The 19,798-nt window shown below is 64.1% G+C and carries 20 protein-coding genes; 11 read left to right on the top strand and 9 right to left on the bottom strand.

Annotated elements, in window-relative coordinates; genetic code table 11:
- Both G6N35_RS06490 and G6N35_RS06485 read right to left on the bottom strand, forming a co-directional pair.
- Entirely contained in the window at window positions 1-810 is an 810-nt protein-coding gene (locus G6N35_RS06490) for an LLM class F420-dependent oxidoreductase (RefSeq protein ID WP_163803516.1), read from the bottom strand.
- A 114-nt stretch (window positions 811-924) separates the two neighbouring features.
- Window positions 925-1,137 carry a hypothetical protein gene (locus tag G6N35_RS06485; protein WP_163803515.1) on the bottom strand — a complete coding sequence of 71 codons (213 nt, stop codon included), beginning with the start codon at window positions 1,135-1,137 and terminating at the stop codon, window positions 925-927.
- A gap of 82 nt (window positions 1,138-1,219) precedes the next feature.
- Between G6N35_RS06485 and G6N35_RS06480 the strand changes: the two genes are divergently transcribed.
- On the top strand, window positions 1,220-1,825 hold the full coding sequence (locus G6N35_RS06480) for a GNAT family N-acetyltransferase (protein WP_246224231.1): 606 nt from the start codon (window positions 1,220-1,222) through the stop codon (window positions 1,823-1,825).
- A gap of 21 nt (window positions 1,826-1,846) precedes the next feature.
- On the opposite strand, the gene G6N35_RS06475 is transcribed toward G6N35_RS06480, so the two are convergent.
- Complete coding sequence (locus tag G6N35_RS06475) at window positions 1,847-2,302, bottom strand: Lrp/AsnC family transcriptional regulator (RefSeq protein ID WP_163803514.1); 456 nt, start codon at window positions 2,300-2,302, stop codon at window positions 1,847-1,849.
- A 155-nt stretch (window positions 2,303-2,457) separates the two neighbouring features.
- Here G6N35_RS06475 and G6N35_RS06470 point away from each other — a divergent pair, with 155 nt between their 5' ends.
- The 3 genes from G6N35_RS06470 to G6N35_RS06460 all read left to right on the top strand — a co-directional run bounded on the left by G6N35_RS06470 (window position 2,458) and on the right by G6N35_RS06460 (window position 6,415).
- Window positions 2,458-3,384: a family 2A encapsulin nanocompartment shell protein gene (locus tag G6N35_RS06470; protein ID WP_163803513.1), complete on the top strand. Its 927-nt coding sequence runs from the start codon at window positions 2,458-2,460 to the stop codon at window positions 3,382-3,384.
- The gene (locus G6N35_RS06465; protein WP_163803512.1) at window positions 3,371-5,206 is read left to right on the top strand and encodes a family 2A encapsulin nanocompartment cargo protein cysteine desulfurase; all 1,836 of its coding nucleotides are present in this window, start codon (window positions 3,371-3,373) and stop codon (window positions 5,204-5,206) included. The genes G6N35_RS06470 and G6N35_RS06465 overlap by 14 nt, the downstream gene beginning before the upstream one ends.
- A 147-nt stretch (window positions 5,207-5,353) precedes the next feature.
- Entirely contained in the window at window positions 5,354-6,415 is a 1,062-nt protein-coding gene (locus G6N35_RS06460; RefSeq protein WP_246224229.1) for a GGDEF domain-containing protein, read from the top strand.
- A 26-nt stretch (window positions 6,416-6,441) separates the two neighbouring features.
- Here the strand turns inward: G6N35_RS06460 and G6N35_RS06455 are convergent, their stop codons facing one another.
- Complete coding sequence (locus G6N35_RS06455) at window positions 6,442-7,218, bottom strand: SDR family NAD(P)-dependent oxidoreductase (RefSeq protein ID WP_163803510.1); 777 nt, start codon at window positions 7,216-7,218, stop codon at window positions 6,442-6,444.
- A gap of 86 nt (window positions 7,219-7,304) precedes the next feature.
- Between G6N35_RS06455 and G6N35_RS06450 the strand changes: the two genes are divergently transcribed.
- On the top strand, window positions 7,305-7,739 hold the full coding sequence (locus G6N35_RS06450; RefSeq protein WP_179967320.1) for a pyridoxamine 5'-phosphate oxidase family protein: 435 nt from the start codon (window positions 7,305-7,307) through the stop codon (window positions 7,737-7,739).
- A gap of 28 nt (window positions 7,740-7,767) precedes the next feature.
- Here G6N35_RS06450 and G6N35_RS06445 read toward each other — a convergent pair whose 3' ends face one another.
- From G6N35_RS06445 to G6N35_RS27225, 3 genes are all read right to left on the bottom strand, one after another.
- A complete protein-coding gene (locus G6N35_RS06445; protein ID WP_163803508.1) occupies window positions 7,768-8,319 on the bottom strand; it encodes a YaeQ family protein in 552 nt (183 codons plus the stop codon).
- Between the two features lie 213 nt (window positions 8,320-8,532).
- The gene (locus G6N35_RS27705; RefSeq protein WP_322790582.1) at window positions 8,533-8,724 is read right to left on the bottom strand and encodes a PIN domain-containing protein; all 192 of its coding nucleotides are present in this window, start codon (window positions 8,722-8,724) and stop codon (window positions 8,533-8,535) included.
- 15 nt (window positions 8,725-8,739) lie between these two features.
- Window positions 8,740-8,991 (bottom strand): type II toxin-antitoxin system Phd/YefM family antitoxin, encoded by a 252-nt coding sequence (locus G6N35_RS27225; protein WP_322790581.1) that lies wholly within the window; start codon window positions 8,989-8,991, stop codon window positions 8,740-8,742.
- Window positions 8,992-9,188: 197 nt separating this feature from the next.
- On the opposite strand from G6N35_RS27225, the gene car reads away from it, so the two are divergent.
- Window positions 9,189-12,749, top strand: coding sequence for a carboxylic acid reductase (car, locus tag G6N35_RS06430; RefSeq protein ID WP_163803507.1), 3,561 nt, complete (start codon window positions 9,189-9,191; stop codon window positions 12,747-12,749).
- The gene (locus G6N35_RS06425; protein WP_163803506.1) at window positions 12,746-13,663 is read left to right on the top strand and encodes an oxidoreductase; all 918 of its coding nucleotides are present in this window, start codon (window positions 12,746-12,748) and stop codon (window positions 13,661-13,663) included. Before car ends, G6N35_RS06425 begins: the two co-directional genes overlap by 4 nt.
- A 584-nt stretch (window positions 13,664-14,247) precedes the next feature.
- On the opposite strand, the gene G6N35_RS06420 is transcribed toward G6N35_RS06425, so the two are convergent.
- On the bottom strand, window positions 14,248-14,598 hold the full coding sequence (locus G6N35_RS06420) for a mycothiol transferase (RefSeq protein WP_163803505.1): 351 nt from the start codon (window positions 14,596-14,598) through the stop codon (window positions 14,248-14,250).
- 39 nt (window positions 14,599-14,637) lie between these two features.
- On the opposite strand from G6N35_RS06420, the gene G6N35_RS06415 reads away from it, so the two are divergent.
- Window positions 14,638-15,735 (top strand): enoyl-CoA hydratase/isomerase family protein, encoded by a 1,098-nt coding sequence (locus G6N35_RS06415; protein WP_163803504.1) that lies wholly within the window; start codon window positions 14,638-14,640, stop codon window positions 15,733-15,735.
- On the opposite strand, the gene G6N35_RS06410 is transcribed toward G6N35_RS06415, so the two are convergent.
- Entirely contained in the window at window positions 15,732-16,649 is a 918-nt protein-coding gene (locus G6N35_RS06410; protein ID WP_163803503.1) for a hypothetical protein, read from the bottom strand. The two genes, G6N35_RS06415 and G6N35_RS06410, sit on opposite strands and share 4 nt — an antisense overlap.
- 190 nt (window positions 16,650-16,839) lie before the next feature.
- Here G6N35_RS06410 and G6N35_RS06405 point away from each other — a divergent pair, with 190 nt between their 5' ends.
- Genes G6N35_RS06405 through G6N35_RS06395 form a run of 3 tightly spaced genes read left to right on the top strand, consistent with a single transcriptional unit; the run spans window position 16,840 to window position 19,794 of the window.
- On the top strand, window positions 16,840-17,052 hold the full coding sequence (locus tag G6N35_RS06405) for a hypothetical protein (RefSeq protein WP_163803502.1): 213 nt from the start codon (window positions 16,840-16,842) through the stop codon (window positions 17,050-17,052).
- Window positions 17,049-18,518 carry a sodium:solute symporter family protein gene (locus G6N35_RS06400; protein WP_163803501.1) on the top strand — a complete coding sequence of 490 codons (1,470 nt, stop codon included), beginning with the start codon at window positions 17,049-17,051 and terminating at the stop codon, window positions 18,516-18,518. Before G6N35_RS06405 ends, G6N35_RS06400 begins: the two co-directional genes overlap by 4 nt.
- 25 nt (window positions 18,519-18,543) lie before the next feature.
- On the top strand, window positions 18,544-19,794 hold the full coding sequence (locus G6N35_RS06395) for a sensor histidine kinase (RefSeq protein WP_163803500.1): 1,251 nt from the start codon (window positions 18,544-18,546) through the stop codon (window positions 19,792-19,794).
- Window positions 19,795-19,798: the final 4 nt, after the last annotated feature.

Below are 19,798 nucleotides of genomic sequence, written 5' to 3'. Positions count from 1 at the left end.
TCAGCCGTTGTCCCGCCACGCGAGTACCTGCTTGAGGGATCCGAGGTCGTAGCCGTCGTCGGAGGTGAGTTCGGTCTGGAATAGCGTCACGCCGGCTTCACGGAAGGTATCGGCGCTCGACGCGTCCTTCCACAGCGTGGAGCGTTCGATATCGGCTCCGTTGCGGCCGAACGTCGCCGCCAGCTCGTCGACGCGTTCACTGGATCTGCGGAACTCGTCGAGATCTTGGAACGCGTGCCAGATGTCGGCATGGCGGGCGACCGCGGGCAACGAGCGCTTCGGACCGGTGCCGCCGATGAGGATCGGCAGCTTGCGAACAGGAGGGGGAATCAGCGCAGCGAGGCGATTCTCGATACGGATCAGGCTCTCGTCGAAGAGGTCGAAGCGGGAGCTGAACGTGCCGAAGTCGTAACCGTATGTGGTGTAATCCTTTTCGTACCACCCTGCGCCGAGGCCGAGTATGAGTCGGCCGCCGCTGATGTGGTCGACGGTGCGTGCCATGTCGGCGAGCAGGTCGGGGTTGCGGTAGCCGACTCCGGTGACCAGGAGGCCGATCTCGGCGTGCGACGTGATCTCGCCCCAGGACGCGAGAGCCGTCCACCCCTCAAAGTTGGACACATCGGGTTGGTCATCGAACATGACGGGCTTGCCGTCGACGATTGCTTCCATCGCCGGGCGGTGAAAGTGGTCGTAGCCAAAGATGACGTCGACGCCGAGGTCGTCGGCGGCCAGGACGGCGTTGCGCCAGGAGCGGTAGTCGGGCGTTCCGCCGGGCTGGATCTGAACGGCGACGCGGACGGGACGGGTCATGGATGCTCCTGAGCGGGGGACGGGCGACTTCTGGACCAAGTTCAGCGGCGGCGGGGAATATTCCCGCATCGGGCCGAACCGCCCGTGCCGGGCGTTTCGCAGTTCAGCGGGCGGTCACACCACACTGCTGAGGATCGCGATAACCAGACCGATGACGGTCAGGACTCCAACCAGCACTGCGCCGGCGATCGCTCGGCCGCGCCGGTGCCTGCGGACGTCGTAGATCGCCACTGCGATGCCGGCGAAGATCAACGCTGCATAGGTCGCCAGCCCTACCGTGAGAGCTGCCGTCGAGGCGGGGCTGGCGAGCAGCGTCACGTGGTGCACGTGGTGAGCCTACGGCGCCGGTCCGAACGGTCGGTCGGCCGATGGGACCTGCGCCGAAAAACCCGCTGAGCCTTGCCGTGCGGTGAGCCATGATGTGAACGTGCCGCGTTTGATCGCTCCCGCCATGGCTGCGGGATGGTTCGCTGGATCTGGTCAGCCTGAGATAGTGGTGCGCCCTGCTGTGGTGTTGCGCCCGTGGCGGCTCGGAGACGCGGCCGCCGTCCTGGCGGCGTTTACCGATCCCGATATCCAACGTTGGCATGTGCGGCGTGCGGATTCGTTGGAGGAGGCCGTTGAGTGGATCACCGATCGTCAGCGCGGCTGGGCTGCTGAGTCCGAGCTCAATTGGGCGGTAGCAGAGCGCCAGTCCGATGCTGTATTGGGCCGAATGTCGTTGAACTCCGTGGATCTTCACGACGGGTCGGCAGGGCTGGCGTACTGGATGGTGCCGGCCGCGAGGGGGAGAGGCATATGCACACAGGCAGCGCGGGCGTTGTGCCGGTGGGCTTTCGAAGAGGCTGGCTTCCATCGCATTTGGCTGGACCACTCCACGGCCAACCATGCGTCCTGCCGGGTGGCCGTCAAAGCGGGCTTCATTGCCGAGGGTGTTGCGCGGTCCTCAGCACTGCACGCCGATGGCTGGCACGACATGCACGTTCACGCGCGGCTGGCCACCGACGTGTCCTGAGTGGCCTGCTGGCGGCAATGATCAGGAGATCGGCACGGTCCGATCCGCACCGATCCGCTTCATCACCAGTGTCGACGTCAACCGCTGGACACCCGGTAGCGCCCCGAGTTCGTTGTCGTAGATGTCCTGATATTCCACGAGGTCACGAGCGAGCACACGCAAGGTGAAGTCGGGCTCACCGAAGAGTCTTTGGGCGGTGACGATATGTGGGTTGGCTGCGACATCTCGCTCGAACGCTGCGATGGTCTGCTGGTCGGTGCGCACCATCGTGACGAATACCAGTGCTTCGAAGTTGAGACCGAGTGCCTCCGGCGAGATCACCGCCCGGTAGCTCTCGATGGCGCCGGACTGCTCCAGGTCTTTCACCCGGCGATGACACGACGACAGGCTCAGGCCCACTTCCGATGCTAGATCGGTGACACTCATCCGGCCGTCATCCTGCAAGTGTGAAAGAATCTTTCGATCTATTCGGTCCATAGCGATGATTTTCTCACTGTGCACCCGAAATTGGCGAATCTTTCGAAGCATATTTCAACAATTGACTCATAGGATTGCCTCGACGATCAGTTGCCGGCGGAAGTATCTCGGTGGCGGACCGGTCCAGCACCCGACCAGAGCAGAGGAAGATCATCATGACGTCGGCACAGAATGAATCTCAGGCACTTGGCGCGCTTGCTGCGCGGCAGTTGGCGAATGCGACCAAGACGGTCCCGCAGTTGGAGACGATTACTCCGCGGTTTTTGTTGCATCTGTTGAGCTGGGTGCCGGTGGAGGCTGGTATCTACCGGGTGAACCGGGTGGTGAACCCGGATCGGGTGGCGATCCACGCCGAGGTCGGCGGGGAGAATATCGAGGATCCGCTGCCGCAGACGTATGTCGACTATCAGACCAGCCCGCGTGAGATCACGCTGCGCACGATTTCCACGCTGCTCGACGTGCATACCCGGGTCTCGGATCTGTATTCCAGCCCGCATGACCAGATCACCCAGCAGTTGCGGTTGACGATCGAGACGATCAAGGAACGCCAGGAGTCCGAGCTGATCAACAACCCCGAGTATGGGTTGCTGTCGCAGGTCACTCCGGAGCAGACGATCAAGACGCTCAAGGGCGCGCCGACGCCGGATGATCTGGATGGTTTGTTGACCAAGGTGTGGAAGACGCCGGCGTTCTTCTTGACTCATCCGTTGGGGGTGGCGGCGTTCGGTCGGGAGGCGACCTGGCGTGGGGTGCCGCCGGTGGTGGTCAATCTCTTTGGTGCGCAGTTCATCACCTGGCGCGGTATCCCGATCATCCCGAGTGACAAGGTGCCGGTGGAGAAGGGTAAGACGAAGTTCATCCTGGTGCGTACCGGTGAGGAGCGCCAGGGTGTGGTCGGGTTGTTCCAGCCGGGTCTGGTCGGTGAGCAGGCGCCGGGGTTGTCGGTGCGGTTCACCGGGATTGATCGGTCGGGGATCGCGTCGTATCTGGTGTCGTTGTATTCGTCGTTGGCGGTGCTGACCGATGATGCGTTGGCGGTGCTCGATGGCGTTGCGGTGGATCAGTACCATGAGTACAAGTGAGTATCGGTCGGTAGACGCCGAAGGCGACCTCCCGATCAGCGAGGCTGAATTGGCCGCTCTGGCAACGCAATTGCTGGCGGGCAGTTTCCGGCCCGGAAATGATTCACCCCCACAGGCCGTGCCACCGGCACCACGGGGTTCGGTGCCGGACACCACTGCGGCGGCTTCCTACGCGAGTGGGGCGGCAGGTGCGCAGCCGTTCGGCCCGCCCGCGGTGTTCCTGGAGGCACCGGGTGTGGCGTTGCCGCCCCCGAGTTCGCCTGGCCCCGAACCGATTCCGCCGGGTGCGGTGCCGGTGGCGCCGCGCGGTAGTGCACCGGATCTAAGCACCCCGCCGCATTTCGACGAGTTCGCAGTGCCCGAGGGCATCGTGCCGACGGTGCCGGGTGTGCTCGCCGGCGCAGCGCCCAGCGCGCCGGTGGCGCCGCGTGGTTCGGCACCCAGTTGGCCGACCGGCGTTGCGGGGATACCGGATCTCGGTTTTCTGTCGGCCCCCGCGGTCGCGACACCCGGTGGTGATGAGGGAAGTTACTACTTCACCTCGCCGGTGTCGGTGTTGGCCGAGCCGGTGCCGCAGTTGCCGGATCGTCATGAGGTCTTCGATGTCCACGCGATCCGGGCTGATTTTCCGATCCTGGCCGAGACGGTCAACGGCAAACCGTTGATCTGGTTCGACAATGCCGCGACCACCCAGAAGCCGCAGGCGGTCATCGACCGGCTGGCCTACTTCTACGCCCACGAGAACTCCAACATCCACCGCGCCGCCCACGAGTTGGCCGCCCGGGCCACCGACGCCTACGAAGAAGCCCGCGACACCGTGCGCCGCTTCATCGGGGCACCCAAGGCCGAGCAGATCATCTTCGTGCGCGGCACCACCGAGGCCATCAATCTGGTGGCCAAAGCCTGGGGCGCCAAGCACCTCAAGGCTGGTGATGAGATCGTGATCACCCACCTCGAACATCACGCCAATATCGTTCCCTGGCAGATGATCTGCCAGCAGACCGGTGCGGTCCTGCGGGTCGCCCCGGTCGACGATGCCGGCAATCTGCTGCTCGGTGAGTTCGAGGACCTGCTGGGTCCGCGAACCAAGCTGGTCTCGGCCACCCAGGTCTCCAACGCCCTGGGCACCGTCACCCCGGTGGACACGATCGTCGAACTCGGCCACCGCTACGGCGCCCGCGTGCTCATCGACGGCGCCCAGTCCATCCCGCACATCCCGATCGACGTCTCCCAGACCGGGGCCGACTTCCTGGTGTTCTCCGGGCACAAGATCTTCGGGCCCACCGGGATCGGCGTGCTCTACGGCACCGAAGAGGTGCTGGCCGAGACGCCGCCGTGGCAGGGCGGGGGCAACATGATCGCCGATGTCACCATCGAACGCTCGCTGTATCAGGGCCTGCCCAACAAGTTCGAGGCCGGCACCGGAAACATCGCTGATGCCGTCGGGTTGGGCGAAGCGATCCGCTACGTCGAGAAGGTCGGCATCGACCGGATCGCCGCCTACGAACACGCCCTGCTGGACTACGCCACCCCGCGGCTGGCCGCCATCCCCGGGGTGCGCCTGATCGGGACCGCCGAACAGAAGGCCAGCGTGCTGTCCTTCGTGCTCGCCGGCCACGAATCCCTCGAAGTCGGTAAAGCCCTCAACGCCGAAGGCATCGCCGTGCGCGCCGGACATCACTGCGCCCAACCGATCCTGCGCCGCATGGGCGTGGAAACCACCGTCCGGCCGTCGTTCGCCTTCTACAACACCTACGACGAAATCGACGTCTTCATCGACGCCGTCCGACGCATCGCCGAAGGCGGATCCAACACCGGCTAACGCTGTGGTGGTCGTGGTGGGCCCAGCCTGAGGCTTGGGCCCACCGCCCCGCGCGCCCGTGGCAGGGCGCTGGCAGTATTGGGCTGGCATCTATAGGGGGAGTTCCCGAGCAGAGTTTGGGAGTGGCGATTGGCTCGGTGGGGGCGTGTGCCGGGTCGCGAGGCCGACCAATACGACTGGATCAGCGCTTATCTGTACGACCGCGGTCTGCAGCGGCTATGGCGGGTGATGATCTTCATCGCCACCGTTCTGCTGGCGGGGTCGACGGTGTTGACGACCTTCAGCCCCGAGGGGCCCGGCAACGCTCTGGGGACCATCACCTGCTTCGTGGCGGCCGGATTGGCGACGGGCGCGGCGCTTCCCTTCCTCGTGCACTGGCCGACTCGGCGCCAGTCGATGGTGTTCTCGCTGACTTCAACCGCGACGATCGCCGCTGCGTGCCTGTCGTTCTCCAATCCCTATGTGGGGTTGATGGGTTGCACGACCTTCTCGGTGATCGGCGGTTTCGTCGCCTACTTCCACACCTGGCGAGAAGCGGTTCTCAACGCTGGGGTGGCCGCGATCTGTGCCGCGGTGCTGGCCGCTCGGGTGGTCTCCGCAACGGGTGATGTTTTCTTGGCGGCCGCCGGGGTCGCGATCGTGGCGGCGCTGAATATAGGCCTGCCGTTCGGCATCGAGTCGCTGGTCCGCACCTTGCGTGTCGACCTGCGTAGCTCAGGCCGTGACCCGCTGACGGGGCTTCACAATCGCCGGTCTTTCCACTACTCGGTCTACGAGCTGATGATGCGCCATCAGGGCACCGGTGCCCATCTGATGATCACGATGATCGACCTCGATAACTTCAAGCAGCTCAACGACACCCATGGTCACGCCGCCGGCGACGCCGCGCTGATCGGGGTCAGCGCCGCACTGGAGAAGACGTGCGGTCGCTCTGCGGTGATCGGCCGGGCCGGGGGAGAAGAGTTCCTGATCGCCGATGTCGCCCGCCACCCCGCACCGGAGATCCTCGCCGAGCAGTTGCGCCAGGCCATCGCCGACATCCCGGCACCGGTCACCGCGAGTGTCGGTACCGCCAGCGCAGCGCTGGACGGTGACGCGGCTGCGCCCAACCTGCAGCTGATCGACGACCTGATCCGGGCGGCCGACGGCGCGATGTATGAGGCCAAGCGCGCCGGCGGAAATCGGTTCCGCAACAACGGACAGCTCTGACGACGAGCAAGTGCCCGCGTCGGCTGCTACTTCGGTGGCATCCGGATTCCGCCGTCGACGCGGACCACCTCGGCATTCATGTAGGAGTTGGTGAGCAGCTCGAGCACCATCGACGCCAGCTCCTCGGGCTTGCCCAGACGGTGCGGGAACAGCACTGATTGGCCGAGCTTGGCCTTGAACTCCTCGGAGGCCTCGCCCTCGCCGTAGATCGGCGTGTCGATCAGCCCGGGGGCCACGGTGTTGACGCGGATGCCCGCGGCCGACAGGTCACGCGCGACCGGCAGGGTCAGGCCGACGACGCCGCCCTTGGACGAGGAGTAGGCCGCCTGGCCGATCTGGCCGTCGAAGGCAGCGACGCTGGTCATGTTGACGATGGCGCCGCGCTCGCCGGTGTCGGTGTACTCGTTGCGGCTCATCGCGGTGGCGGCCAACCGGATGCAGTCGAACGTACCGACCAGGTTGATGGCGAGCACCTTCTTGTACGCGTCGAGGTTGTGGGCGGAGGCGAATTCGCCGTCTTTGCCGATGGTGCGTTGGGCCCATCCGATGCCCGCTGAGTTCACCAGCACTCGCAGCGGCCCGAGATCGGTCGCCGTGTTGACGGCGTCGGTGATCTGTGCGGTGTCGGTGACGTCGACGCTGACGAACACGCCGCCGATCTCCTTGGCGAGAGCCTCGCCTTTGTCGGCCTGCAGGTCGGCGACGACGACGCGGGCGCCTCGGTCGGCCAACTGACGTGAGGTGGCAGCACCGATACCCGAGGCCCCACCGGTGACGATTGCGCTTGCTCCGTTGATGTCCATCGGGACAGCTAAGCAGAGCCCCCTGGCAAGCGTGCCAACACCCCGATACCGGGAATCGTGACGGGGGACACGGGGTTGGTCAGGTTATGTCGAAGATGACCAGCACGGAACGCGAAACTTATCTGGCTGCTCTGCACGTTGGCGTCATTGGCGTCGAACGCCCGGAGCGCGCGCCGCTGACGGTACCGATCTGGTACGCCTACGAGCCCGGCGGCGAGGTTGTCGTCTCCAGCTTGGCGGGGTCGCTCAAAGCTCGCCTCATCACCGCGGCCGGGCGGTTCTCCATCACTGTTCAGGATGAGACCTATCCGTACCGCTACGTCACCGCCGAGGGGTCGGTGACCTCGATCGAGACGGCCGATGAAGCGACCCAGAAGGCGATCGCCGTCCGCTATCTCGGCGAGCAGGGCGGTCAAGCGTTTGTGGAGTCGTTCGCCAAGGACAATCCTGGCGCTGAATCGCTGTTGTTCCGAATGCGACCCGAGCACTGGCTCAGCGTCGACTATTCCAAGGAGTCCTGATTCGAGGTACCACTCCAGGCTCTGAGGTCTACATCAGGCGTTCGGGTGTGAAGGTGACGTCGATACCGCCCACGGTCATCGTCACCTGACCTTCCATCACCATGACCTGCGCCGAGACCCGTCGATCGACGGTCTGGGCGAGTTGCTGCACCGGTGTGTGCGGTATCTGCAGCACGGACAGATTCGGCAGCTTCGCAACTTTGGGACCCACGGTGCTCCACCAGGTGGCCACGCCGGCGGCGAATGGGAACAGCAGAATCTGGTCGGCCCGACTGGCCGCTTTGCCCAAGACTCGTTCATCGGGCTGGCCAACAACGATCCACTCCACGATGCGATCCGTGTAGTCCGCGAGCCGCAAGTCCGGCACGCCAGGGGTGGACAGGCCGGCACCGAACGCCAAGTCGCCGTCGACTTCGCTGAGCCGGTGGGCGCGCAACCCAAACGCCAATAGCCGCACCACCATTCGCTCATCGGTCTCGCTGGGATGGCGCGCCACGGTCAATGTGTGATCGGCGTAGTAGCCGTGATCGACGTCGGAGACGCCAAGTTCGACTTTGAACACTGTTGCAGAAAGAGCCACGCCCTAGTGTCCACCATGGTGCGCTTGCTAGATCTCGAGAGTGGGGGACAGCGCGGCGGCAAGGACGTGCTTATCCCTCGTGCCGATGGTGAGGGATCGCCGGAGCGCCTGCACCACGATCATGCTCATGTCTGCAAGGACTTCCGACCAGGCACCCAGCAGCGGGTCGCCGTCGAGACGCCGGAGTCGGGTCTTGACGCCAATCTCCCACGCTCACGCCGTCGAGACCCATACCCTGGTGGCAGGGTCCGAAAACTGTTCGACCGCTTCATCGTTGATCTTGTCCGGTGAGGAGGCAAGCCAGATTAGAGCATGGGTATCCAGCAGGGTCTTCCTCAATTTGCCCGCCACCTCCCACTGCTCTAGTTCCGACTCCGGCAGAGGGGCGTCGAAGTTGTCCGCCACAGTGAGGCCTGGTAGCTAACCGAAGGTTCGCCGTACGGGTTGTACCGGCTCAAGGCGCGGGACGGGCCGGCCGTGACTGGTGATGGTGATTGCAACGCCACTGCGTTCAACTTCGGCGAGCAGCGCGTTGAGGCGGTTCTTGGCTGCCGTGCTGCTGACCGTTGATGGCGTGGACGCACGGATAGCATGGAGCGCATTGCGATCGTCATCCCGCCGGGACGCCGGTGGCGCACCGCTACATCGAATCGTGACCCGCTGAGCGATCACTGCCGCGGAAGGTTTCGCCCGTCGGGTTCGCAAGCTCCGAAATTCTGGATACTTTCCCCTGGTATTGCGTATAAACAGGGCAACATGCTACGCATATTGTGAACAAACGCCCTTCTCGGCTGGGCTTTCCGGAGTCTTCTGCCTATCCAGTTTCATAGTCGAGGCTGTGTCCATTCACGAGGGGAGTTACCCGCAATATGACGATCGACGGCTACGTGGAGCGTCTTCAGCAACGCATCGGCCACCTCATGGCCACCGACCCGCAGTTCGCCGCCGCCGCCCCCGATGATGCGATTGCCGAAGCATTGGAAGCGCCCGGGTTGTCGCTGGTAGACATGTTCGGCATCGTCATGGAGGGGTATGCCGATCGCCCCGCGCTTGGTCAACGGGCGACCAACCTCCGTACTGACCCCGTGACAGGTCGCACTTCGTTGGAGCTACTTCGGCAGTTCGACACGATTACCTATCGCGAACTGTCGGCGCGCTTACGCCACACCGCAGCCGGGTTGGCGGACCTGGGTGTCCGGCCTGGCGACAGGGTCGCATGCCTGGGTTTCACCAGCACCGATTACCTGGTGATCGACTTGGCGATCCATCAACTCGGTGCGGTGGCTGTTCCCCTGCCAAGCGGTGTGCCAGTCTCGGTGATGGCGCCCATTGTCGACGAGATCAAGCCGAGGCTCCTGGCAGCCAGCATCGGGGACCTGGCCGAAGCCGTCCAGCTGACCGCCTCAGCCCCGGCTGATTTCGCCGCGCTGGTGGTGTTCGACTACCGACCCGAGGTCGATGAACAGAGCGAGGTGTTCTTCGCTGCGCAGCAGCGTGCTGAGCAGTCATCGCAGCAGATCATCTCGTTGGCCGCCGTGGAGCGCAGCGGCGCCGAACTCCCGCTGGTATCGGGACCGGGCGACAAGGACGACGACCGGACATGTCTGCTCATCTACACCTCGGGTAGCACCGGAACCCCGAAGGGCGCCATCTACCCGGAACGCTTGTTGGCCAACTGGTGGCGCCCGCGATCATTCAATCCGTCACGCGAGGGGCGGAGCGTTTCGCTCCCGTCCATCACCCTCAACTTCATGCCGATGAGCCACGGCTATGGCCGGGCGACTCTCTATGGGGCGCTCGCGAACGGCGGCACCGCGTATTTCGTTGCAGACAGCAGCTTGTCGACCATGCTCGACGATCTCGCGCTGGTTCGCCCAACCATGCTCAACTTCGTCCCGCGGATCTGGGACATGCTGTACGCGGAATTCAATGCCGAGGTAGACAGATTACTCAGCAGTGACGTCGACCGCGCCGATGTCGAAGCGGTGGTGAGGAAGGAACAGCGAGATCGCCTCCTGGGCGGTCGGTTCTACGCAGCATTGACGGGATCGGCGCCCACGTCCTCGGAGATGAAAGCCTGGGCTGAGTCCTACCTCGATATGCCCATCGTCGAGGGATACGGAGCCACTGAGCAAGGAATTGTGCTGGCTGACGGACACGTTCGCCGACCACCCGTCATCGAGTACAAACTTGTTGACGTGCCCGAATTGGGATACTTCTCCACGGACCGTCCGTATCCCCGCGGCGAGCTGTTGGTCAAGACCGAACAGCTGTTTGGCGGCTACTACAACAGACCCGAGCTGACCGCTGAGGTATTCGACGCCGACGGCTTTTACCGCAGCGGTGACATCATGGCCGAACTGGGGCCCGACCACCTGCGCTACGTCGATCGTCGCAACAACGTGCTGAAGCTGTCCCAGGGGGAGTTCGTCGCCATCGCGACGGTGGAGGCATGTTTTGCCTCCAGCCCGCTCATCGAACAGATCTACATCTACGGCAATAGTGCGCGGTCATTTCTGCTTGCGGTGGTCGTGCCGACCGATGACGCATCGGGGCGGTACTCAGCCGATGTTCTCAAGGCGATGATCATCGAGTCTTTACACACGGTGGCACGGTCAAATGAACTGCAGCCCTACGAAATACCACGTGAAGTCATCGTCGAGAACGTGCCTTTCACCGCGGCCAACGGGCTTCTCACCGGCATCGGCAAACTGGCTCGCCCCGCGTTGCGGGAAAAATACGGCGATCGGCTCGAGCGTCTCTACTCCGATCTGGCGGATCGCCAGGTCAGTGAGCTCAATCGGCTCAAGCTGAGCGCGGCCGACAAGCCGATACTCGAGACGATCACCCATGCCGCTACTGCATTGGTGGGAGCCGCTGGTGCCGACGTCAAGGCTGATGCGCGCTTCCTCGATCTCGGCGGGGACTCTCTTTCGGCGGTGGCCTTTTCCACCTTCCTCAGTGATGCTTTTCAGGTCGACGTTCCGGTCAGCGCTATCGTGAGCCCCGCGAACGACCTGCAGGCACTGGCGGAGTTCATCGGACGTCAGCAGGCCTCGGCGTCATCGGACCGCGTGACCTTCGCATCGATCCACGGCGCGGACTGTACGGAAGTCCACGCCGGAGATCTCCTGTTGGATCGGTTTGTTGATACCGAAACGCTGACCAAAGCACACTCCTTGTCGCAACCGGTCGGCGAGCCGACGACGGTGCTCCTGACAGGTGCGACCGGCTTTCTGGGACGCTACCTGGCGCTGTGCTGGCTCGAACGGCTCAGTGCCAGCGGCGGCCGGCTCATCTGTCTCGTGCGTGCCAAGGATGACGTTTCGGCGCGAGCGCGGCTGGATGACGTCTTTGACAGCGGGGACACAATGCTGTTGGAGCGCTACCGCGAACTGGCGGAGGGTCGGCTGCAGGTCCTGGCATCGGAGTTGTCCGACATGCAGCTCGGGCTGCACGCCGACACCTGGCATCGCCTCGCAGAAAGCGTCGACCTCATCGTTCATCCGGCCGCCATGGTCAATCATGTGTTGCCGTATCGGGAGCTGTTCGCGCCCAACGTCGTCGGCACCGCAGAACTGGTCCGCTTCGCGCTTAGCTCCAAACTCAAGCGGTTTGCCTATGTGTCGACCATCGGTGTCGGCGACGGTGTTGTCACTGAATCCGGCTTGCCGAGCCTCACCGAGGACGCCGATATCCGTGAGGTCAGTGCTACGCGGAAGATCGCCGACAACTATGCCAACGGCTATTCCTCCAGCAAATGGGCCGGAGAGGTTTTGCTGCGCAACGCATTCGATACCTACGGACTGCCGGTGACGGTCTTCCGGTGCGACATGATCATGGCCGAGCCGCGCTATACCGGGCAGCTCAACCTTCCCGACATGTTCACCCGCATGATCCTGAGCCTTGTCCTCACTGGTCTCGCTCCCTATTCCTTCTACGAGCTCGGCCCCGACGCCACCCGCCAAAGGGCCCACTACGACGGCTTGAATGTCGACTTCATCGCTGAGTCGATCGGCTATCTGTCGACCTCCGCTAATGGCTATCGGACGTATCATGTGTCCAATCCCCATGATGACGGCATTGGCCTGGATCAGTTTGTCGACTGGCTTGACGATGCCGGGTATCCGATCACTCGTATCCAGGACTACGACGACTGGTTGCTGCGATTCGAAACGGCGTTGCGTGCCTTGTCCGAAGATCAGCGGCAAGCCTCGCTGCTACCTCTCCTGCACGGGTGGCGAAGCCCGCAACCTCCGAGTCTTGCGGGCGTCGTGGCCGCGGATCGGTTCGAGGCAGCGGTCCGGGAAGCCGGTATCGGCGTCAATGGCGACATTCCACACCTGCAATCGCAGACAATCGTCAAGTACGTCAACGACTTAGAACTCCTGGGTCTGATTCCCGTGTCTACCGAGAGCGCCTTCTTATGAGCGCAACATGGACCGTCACCGACGTCCCCGACCAACGAGGTCGTGTCGCACTGATCACCGGCGCGAACACCGGGCTGGGCTACCAGACCGCTGCAGTGCTGGCAGGCAGAGGAGCCCGCGTCGTGATGGCCGTGCGTAACCTTGACAAGGGGCGTACCGCTGCCACGGAGATTCTTCGCAGCTGTCCGCAAGCAGACATTTCGCTGCTGCGACTCGATCTCAGCTCGTTACAGTCCGTCCGCGAAGCCGCCGAGCAGGTGAGGGCCGAGTACCCGTGCGTCGACCTGCTCATCAACAACGCCGGAGTGATGTGGACACCCTTCTCCACGACCGACGACGGATTCGAGCTGCATTTCGGCACCAATCATCTCGGTCACTTCGCCTTCACCGGCTTGATAATCAACAGCCTGCTACAGCAGGCGCATTCCAGAATTGTCACTGTGAGTAGCCTGGCGCACACTCAGCGATCAGTGATCGACTTCGATGATTTGCAGTTATCTCGCAAGTACGACCGTGTCGCTGCTTACGGGAGGTCGAAGCTTTCAAACCTTCTGTTCACCTACGAATTGCAGCGCCGGCTCGTCGCGGCAGGTCAACAGACCAGCGCGCTCGCGGCGCACCCTGGATTGGCGGAGACTGAACTGACGCGGGACTTTCCGCGATGGTTGCGGTGGGCGATCAATGCCGCATCTCCGATCCTGCTCCAGCCTGGTGACAAGGGAGCTCTGCCGTTGCTGCGTGCCGCGACCGACCCCGCTGCCCAAGGGGGGCAATACTACGGTCCAGGCGGGCTAGGGCAGCGGCGAGGAGCTCCGGTTGTGGTTGCGTCGAGTCGGCGGTCCCACGACCAACAGCTTCAGGCGAAGATGTGGCAGGTATCCGAGGAACTGACCGGGGTCGCTTTTCCCGTGTGAAAGGCGACAAGCTCACAACCGCGCGATGATGGCATTCCTCGGTCTTGCGCGATAGGCGAGAACTGTTGAGCCGCAGTGCAATACAGCGTGCTTTACTTGACATAATGTGGCTTATCGGCAAAACGTACGACCTGGCCGTACGCGGCGAAAGCCGTTCAACTGGGCATATCTGACTATCCTGCCGGCGCAACCACCTGCCGTTCGGTCTAGCCAGTACGCGCTGCAGCGTCTGCGCACAGATCGCACCGAGGGCGCTGCGGGACGCTGTATGCAGAGGCGATGGCGACAAGTCGTCACTCGGGCCATCGGCGGCAAGACCGCTTCGGTGGTCGCTTACTCTCCGCCGCCGCTTGCGACTACTTGATTCGTCACAGTGACGTATCGACGTGCGCCTGGGGTGCACTCGGGAGCTGGCGTTCAGCGGCCTCCGCCGAGTCGGCAATGTCCGGGCGGCGGAGCGCGCGTGCCAGTCGTTGCGCACCCAGCTGCTGCGGCGGAGCTCCACCGTTGTGGTGGCCACCCCTTCCCCGATGCCTCCGCCGGCACTGGCATATACGTCACAGTGACGTAATGGCCTGGTGCCGCTAGATGGGTGAATAGTGCTCCATCCCAACGCCTTTCGCCGGCTCGACGCCGGATGTGCCATCGATCCGCTCGCGGATCAAGTCCGCGTGGCCGCAATGCCGCGCATACTCGGTGGCCATGTGGGTGTAAATCCTGCGCAGGCTCACCTCGCCGCCCATGAACTCGGTCGACTGGTCAAGCGTGTGTTGCGCACAGTTGGATCGGGCGCGGCGAATCTCGGTCTGCCACACCTCGAGCGCTGTACTCATGGTCGAATCTGGCGCGAGTTCGAATCCGCCGTCGTGCCCTTCGGGATGGTTCGATGCTTCGTAGATCGCGGCGACGTCCTCTCCGGCCAGTGGGTCATTCATGCGATGCTGCCATGGCGCCCCGACACGGATTTATGTCACGTGACAATTCGGCCTGCTGCCACACACACACCTTGTGGGCATTCTGCAGGTATCATCAGATATGAGAAATTCGTCAGTCACGCGCTATCGTGCCTAGCTGACCGAGATCTGACGGAAGGGCAAGCCATGTCCGAGCGGCAATGTGCTCGCGATCTACAGCTCCAGACGCTCGTTATCGAACAGCATGAGCGGGTACTGACCGCCCGTGTGGTGTCTCCGCCGTTCAACTACATGACCGCACAGATGCACCGTGACTTCGATGCACTCACCCGCGCCGTGGATGATGACGACACGGTCGGGGCGGTCGTCGTCACCGGCGGCGTGGACAAGCGCTACATCACCCACTTCGATATCGCCGATATTCTCGCCGCGGCGGAGCGCGCCAATCGTCCGTTGTCTGAGCACACCCTGCGCAGGATCGCCCACGGTCTCGATGCGCTCACTACTCTGCCGGGAGTTGAAGCGGCACTGGCGGATTCGCCGCTGGCGGGGATGCTAGATATCACCCGATTCGTCAATGTTGTGCTGCGCATCATGCGTTCACCAGCGGTCTACATCGGAGCCATTGGTGGGCCGTGCGGCGGCGGTGGGCTCGAGTTGTCGGTCGCCTTCGATGTCCGGATAGCAGCCGACGACGACGCGGTCGGGTTCATCCTCCCCGAGCTTCTCATCGGGCTCACCACCACCGTCGGCGGTCAGCGGCTCGCCCAGTTGATCGGTCCGGCCCGGGCGCTGGAAATGATGCTCGAAGGGCGGATGTACACCGCACGGGAGGCTCTGGACATGGGCCTGGTTCGCCAGCTCGTCGCTCCCGACGAGCTGATGCCGACCGCCCAGCAGATGGCGGCCCGTTACGCTCGCCGCAACCGCGTCACCGTCGGAGTGCAGAAGCGGATCTTCAACGAGGACTTACTGCTAACACCTGCCGAGAGTCTGCGCCGCGAAGCCAGCGCCAATGCCGCCGGGATCCTGTCCGGGCCGGCCCCGCGCGCCCTGCGTGCGTGGGTCGACCGGCAGAGACAGGGAGCCGGTGACTCGGTCTTCCTGACGGATCTCGATCCGTGGGCGCGCGGCGACGTCGTGGATCTCAACGCCTAGTCCAGATTCAGGTACAGCGACAAGCTTCGCGGCGGCAGGCTCGTGCCACCGAACCAGGTGTGCACCCGGAATGCCGTCAACTGGTTGGGGTGCAAGCCGCTCGGGATCGGTTTGAACACCGAGCTCCCACCGTAGGACACCGTGATACCGCTGTAATCGACTGAGAACGTGAAGGTTTGGCCCACTGGAACCGGAATGATCTCCGAATCTGACGGCAGGATCCGGGCCAGGTCGACGTTGTAGTACGGCGCGATCTCGAATTGCTGGCTGGTGACGTTGTAACGCCACGCCACCATCAACGCGTTCTGATCGGGCCGCAAGATGTTGAACGAGATCCCGGTGAGCTTGTTCCAGTCGTACTGGTCGACGTTGTGCAGATCGTAGATGGTGTTCTCGGTGAGCATCGCGTTGCCGCTCACCTTGGTGACGAAGAAGGCCGGCGTGCGGGGCAGACTGAACGGCAGATTCTGGAAGATCGACACCTGCCCCTTGAACCCGACATGAATCTTCGCCGGTGTCAACGGAGTTGCTTTGATGCCGGTGCCCTCCGGCACGTCGGTGGACGGCCAGGGAATCGTCTCGGTTGGTCCGAGCGGAAGCCGGATCGGCTCCGATGTCGGCACGGCCGGCCCCGGCGCTGGCGTGATGATGCGACGGCCCGGCGCGGCGGTGGCGGCCGCGGTGCGCGCGGGTCGCGACGAGGCGGCGGCAGGTGCAGGAGATGCCACCGGATTGGAGCGGGCCGTGCGGGGCCGGGCCGATCCAGCAGCCCGCGGACCGGCGCCACCCGTCGAGGTGCTGGCATGCTCACTCGAGTCGGCCGGTGCCGCCAGGGCTGGCGTGGCGATCGCGATGCCGATACCCAGGGCAACCGCCACAGCGCTGAGACTGCCCACCAGCGCGGATCTCGTCATCACCATGCGCCACCCCCCGGCCATCGTTCGGCAGCGAGCCTAGCCGGGAGGTGCTGGTGCCCGGGCGGGCTTGGCTGGATCCATGCCCACCGATCGGTGGACGGGAAGGTCCATGCGGACGGAGGATGGTGTCCGGTGTCGGCGCCTGGGATGCTTCCTCACAACCGGTCCGCACAGAAAGGCCCAGCGTATGCTCGACATCCTGCGCGGCCGCCGCTCGCTGCTATGGCTGCTGGCCCCGGCGATCCTCTTTGTGGCACCGCTCCCCCTCGTCAACCGTCCGCATCTGTTGGGCCCGTGGCTGCTCGGCGCCACCCTGCTGACTCCGCTGTTCATTTATCTGGCCGCGCGCGGAGATCCGTTGTTCACCGAACCGGCCGCCGCCGAGGACGACGCCGAATGAATCCGGCCGTCTCGGTGACGGTGCTCGCGGTCTTCCTCCTCATCACCGTTGGCTTGGGGGTGGCCGCGCGCAATCGCGCCGCGAGCACCGTCGACCTCGCCGACTGGTCCATCGGCGGCCGCAGCCTGGGCCTGCTGCTCACCCTGGTGCTGATGGCCGGCGAGACCTACACCAGCTTCAGCTACCTCGGCGCAGCCGGATGGTCCTACACCCACGGACTTTCGGCCCTCTACGTCGTGGCCTATCTGTCCATCGGAATGGCCGTGAGCTACGTGGTCGGTCCGGTGTTGTGGACCTATGCCCACCGGCACAATCTGGTCGGCATCACCGATATCGTCGCGCACCGCTTCGCCGCGCCGTGGCTCGGCGCCCTCACCGCGATCCTGGCGACCGTGTTCGTGCTGCCCTACATCCAGTTGCAGATCACCGGGATGGGCGTTGTGGTCGCCACTGTGAGTTACGGGGCGATCGGCCTGTCGGTGGCCTACCTGCTGGCCTTCCTGATCTCCGAAACCTTCATCCTGGTCAGCGGACTGCGCGGCAGCGCTTGGGTATCGGTGCTCAAGGACATCCTTGCGGTGCTCACGCTGAGCATTGTCTTCGTCTACATCCCTCTGCACTACTTCGGGTCCTACGGTGAGATGCTGCACCGGATCACCAGCGATCACCGCGACTGGTTGACCCTGCCCGGTCCGGTCAGCCACGCCATGGGTATCAGTTGGTTCATCTCCACGGCGATCCTCAACGGTGTCGTGTTCACCGTGTTCCCCACCCAGGTCACCGCATTTCTGGGCGCGAAAAGTGCTCAGGCTCTGCGTAAGAACGCGATCCTGCTGCCGCTTTATCAGGTGCTGTTGTTCGTCCCGGTGATCCTCGGGCTGGCGGCGCTGTTCGTGGTTCCTGGCTTGAAGGACTCCAATCTGGCATTGTTCACGATGATCGAATCCGCCATGCCGGCTTGGCTTCTCGGGGTATTCGGAGCGGCGGGCGCACTCTCGGCGATCGTGCCGATGGCAATGTTCATGCTCGTGATCGGAACCATGTGGGGTCGTTCGGTGTTGGGTATCCACCCGCGTACCGCGCCGCGTCAGCGAGAACTGTCGCAGGCGGTGGCACTGCTGGCCGGCAGCGTCGCCCTCGCGATGACCTATCTCTGGCCCAACGCGCTGGTGCGGTTGTCCCTGCTGTCCTACGAGGGAATGGCGCAACTCATGCCGGCGGTGCTGCTGGCACTGCTGTGGCGCAAGATCTCGGCGACGGCGATCGTCAGCGGCCTGATCGTCGGGGTGAGCCTGGTGAGCTGGCTGGTGTTCGCCGACCGGGATCCGCTGCACGGAGTCAACGCCGGTCTGGTGGCACTGGCCGCCAATATCGCGGTGGTCGCCGTGGTCAGTCTGGTCCGCCCGGCGCAGACACCCCCGGACCGGATGGCACAACCCGAAGCGCGCACCTGGGCCTATCGTTGAGGCGACCAGCCACCAGGAGCCGATGATGCCGACAGCAGGCCACCACTCACTCATCGCGCCGCGAGTCGATCTGGCTGGCCGCCTCGACCGGTACCTGCTGGCGGGTTTCCGTCTCCAGCTCGGGTTGCGGATCCTACTGTTGGCGTTCGTCACCACCACGCTGGTGATCGAGCGCCCGCACGACGAGTTCGCGCTGTGCATGGTCATCGTCGGGGTGTATGTGGGGGTTGTCCTGGCCTGGGCGGTGTGGGTCTTCACGCCAAGGCCCGCCGAGCAGCGCAACTCCACGCGCGTCGCCCTGGCCATCCTGCTCGCCGACATCGCGGTCGTCGCGTCCATCACCGCCATCACCGGGATCGCCTCACCCGACAGCTGGACCTCCGACATTCTTCGCGAGGGGCTGTTCCTGATCCTCTTCATCGCCGCCGCCCAACTCAGCGCTGGGCTCACGGCGGTGACCGCCGTGCTCACCGTGCTGGCGCAGGTGGTGGCCAACTGGATCAATCAGGCGGCCAACGAGGAACCCTGGCCGCCGATCATCCTGCACGCCTGTCTGCTGGCCACCGTGGCGGCCGGCTCGGTCATGCTGTCCTACCTGCAGCGGGCGCGCATCGCGACAATCAGAAGCCTTCTCGTTCAGCGCACCCAGCTGCTCGACGAGATGCTCGGACTGGAGAAGCGCGAACAGACCGAACTCTCCGAACGACTGCACGACGGCGCCCTGCAGTCGGTGCTTGCCGCACGGTACGACCTGGCCGCCGTGCGGGCCGGGTCGGCCGAAGCGATCGACCGGATGAGCAGCACTCTCACCGACGCGGTGCACCTGCTGCGAGACGTTGTCCGCGAGCTTCACCCCGAGGTGCTCAACCGCTCCGGTCTGCACACCGCTGTCGAGCAGCTCGCCGACACGGTGGCCGAACGTGGCGGCCTGACAGTCGATCTCGATGCCGATGACTGGCCCGAGGGCGTCCGCACCGATGCCGACGTACTGCTGTTCAGTTGCGTCAGGGAGCTGACCAACAACGTGCTCAAGCATGCCGGCGCCAGTACGGTCCAGATCAACCTCGCGCTCGCGGATGGGTTGGGCTGCATCGTGATTGCCGACGACGGCAACGGGATGGCCGACGTCGACCTGGCCGCGAAGCTCGAAGACGGTCACATCGGTCTGGCTGCCATCCGCACCAAGGTGCTGGCCACCGAAGGCCAGTTCGCCGTCGACTCCACGTCACCGGGCACCCGGGTGACGGTGAAGGTTCCGCTGCGACGCACGGTGTGAGTCC

Source organism: Mycolicibacterium anyangense, from assembly GCF_010731855.1.
In the GTDB taxonomy this organism is placed as follows: Bacteria; Actinomycetota; Actinomycetes; order Mycobacteriales; family Mycobacteriaceae; genus Mycobacterium; species Mycobacterium anyangense.
This window is presented reverse-complemented; position numbering and strand designations above follow the sequence as displayed.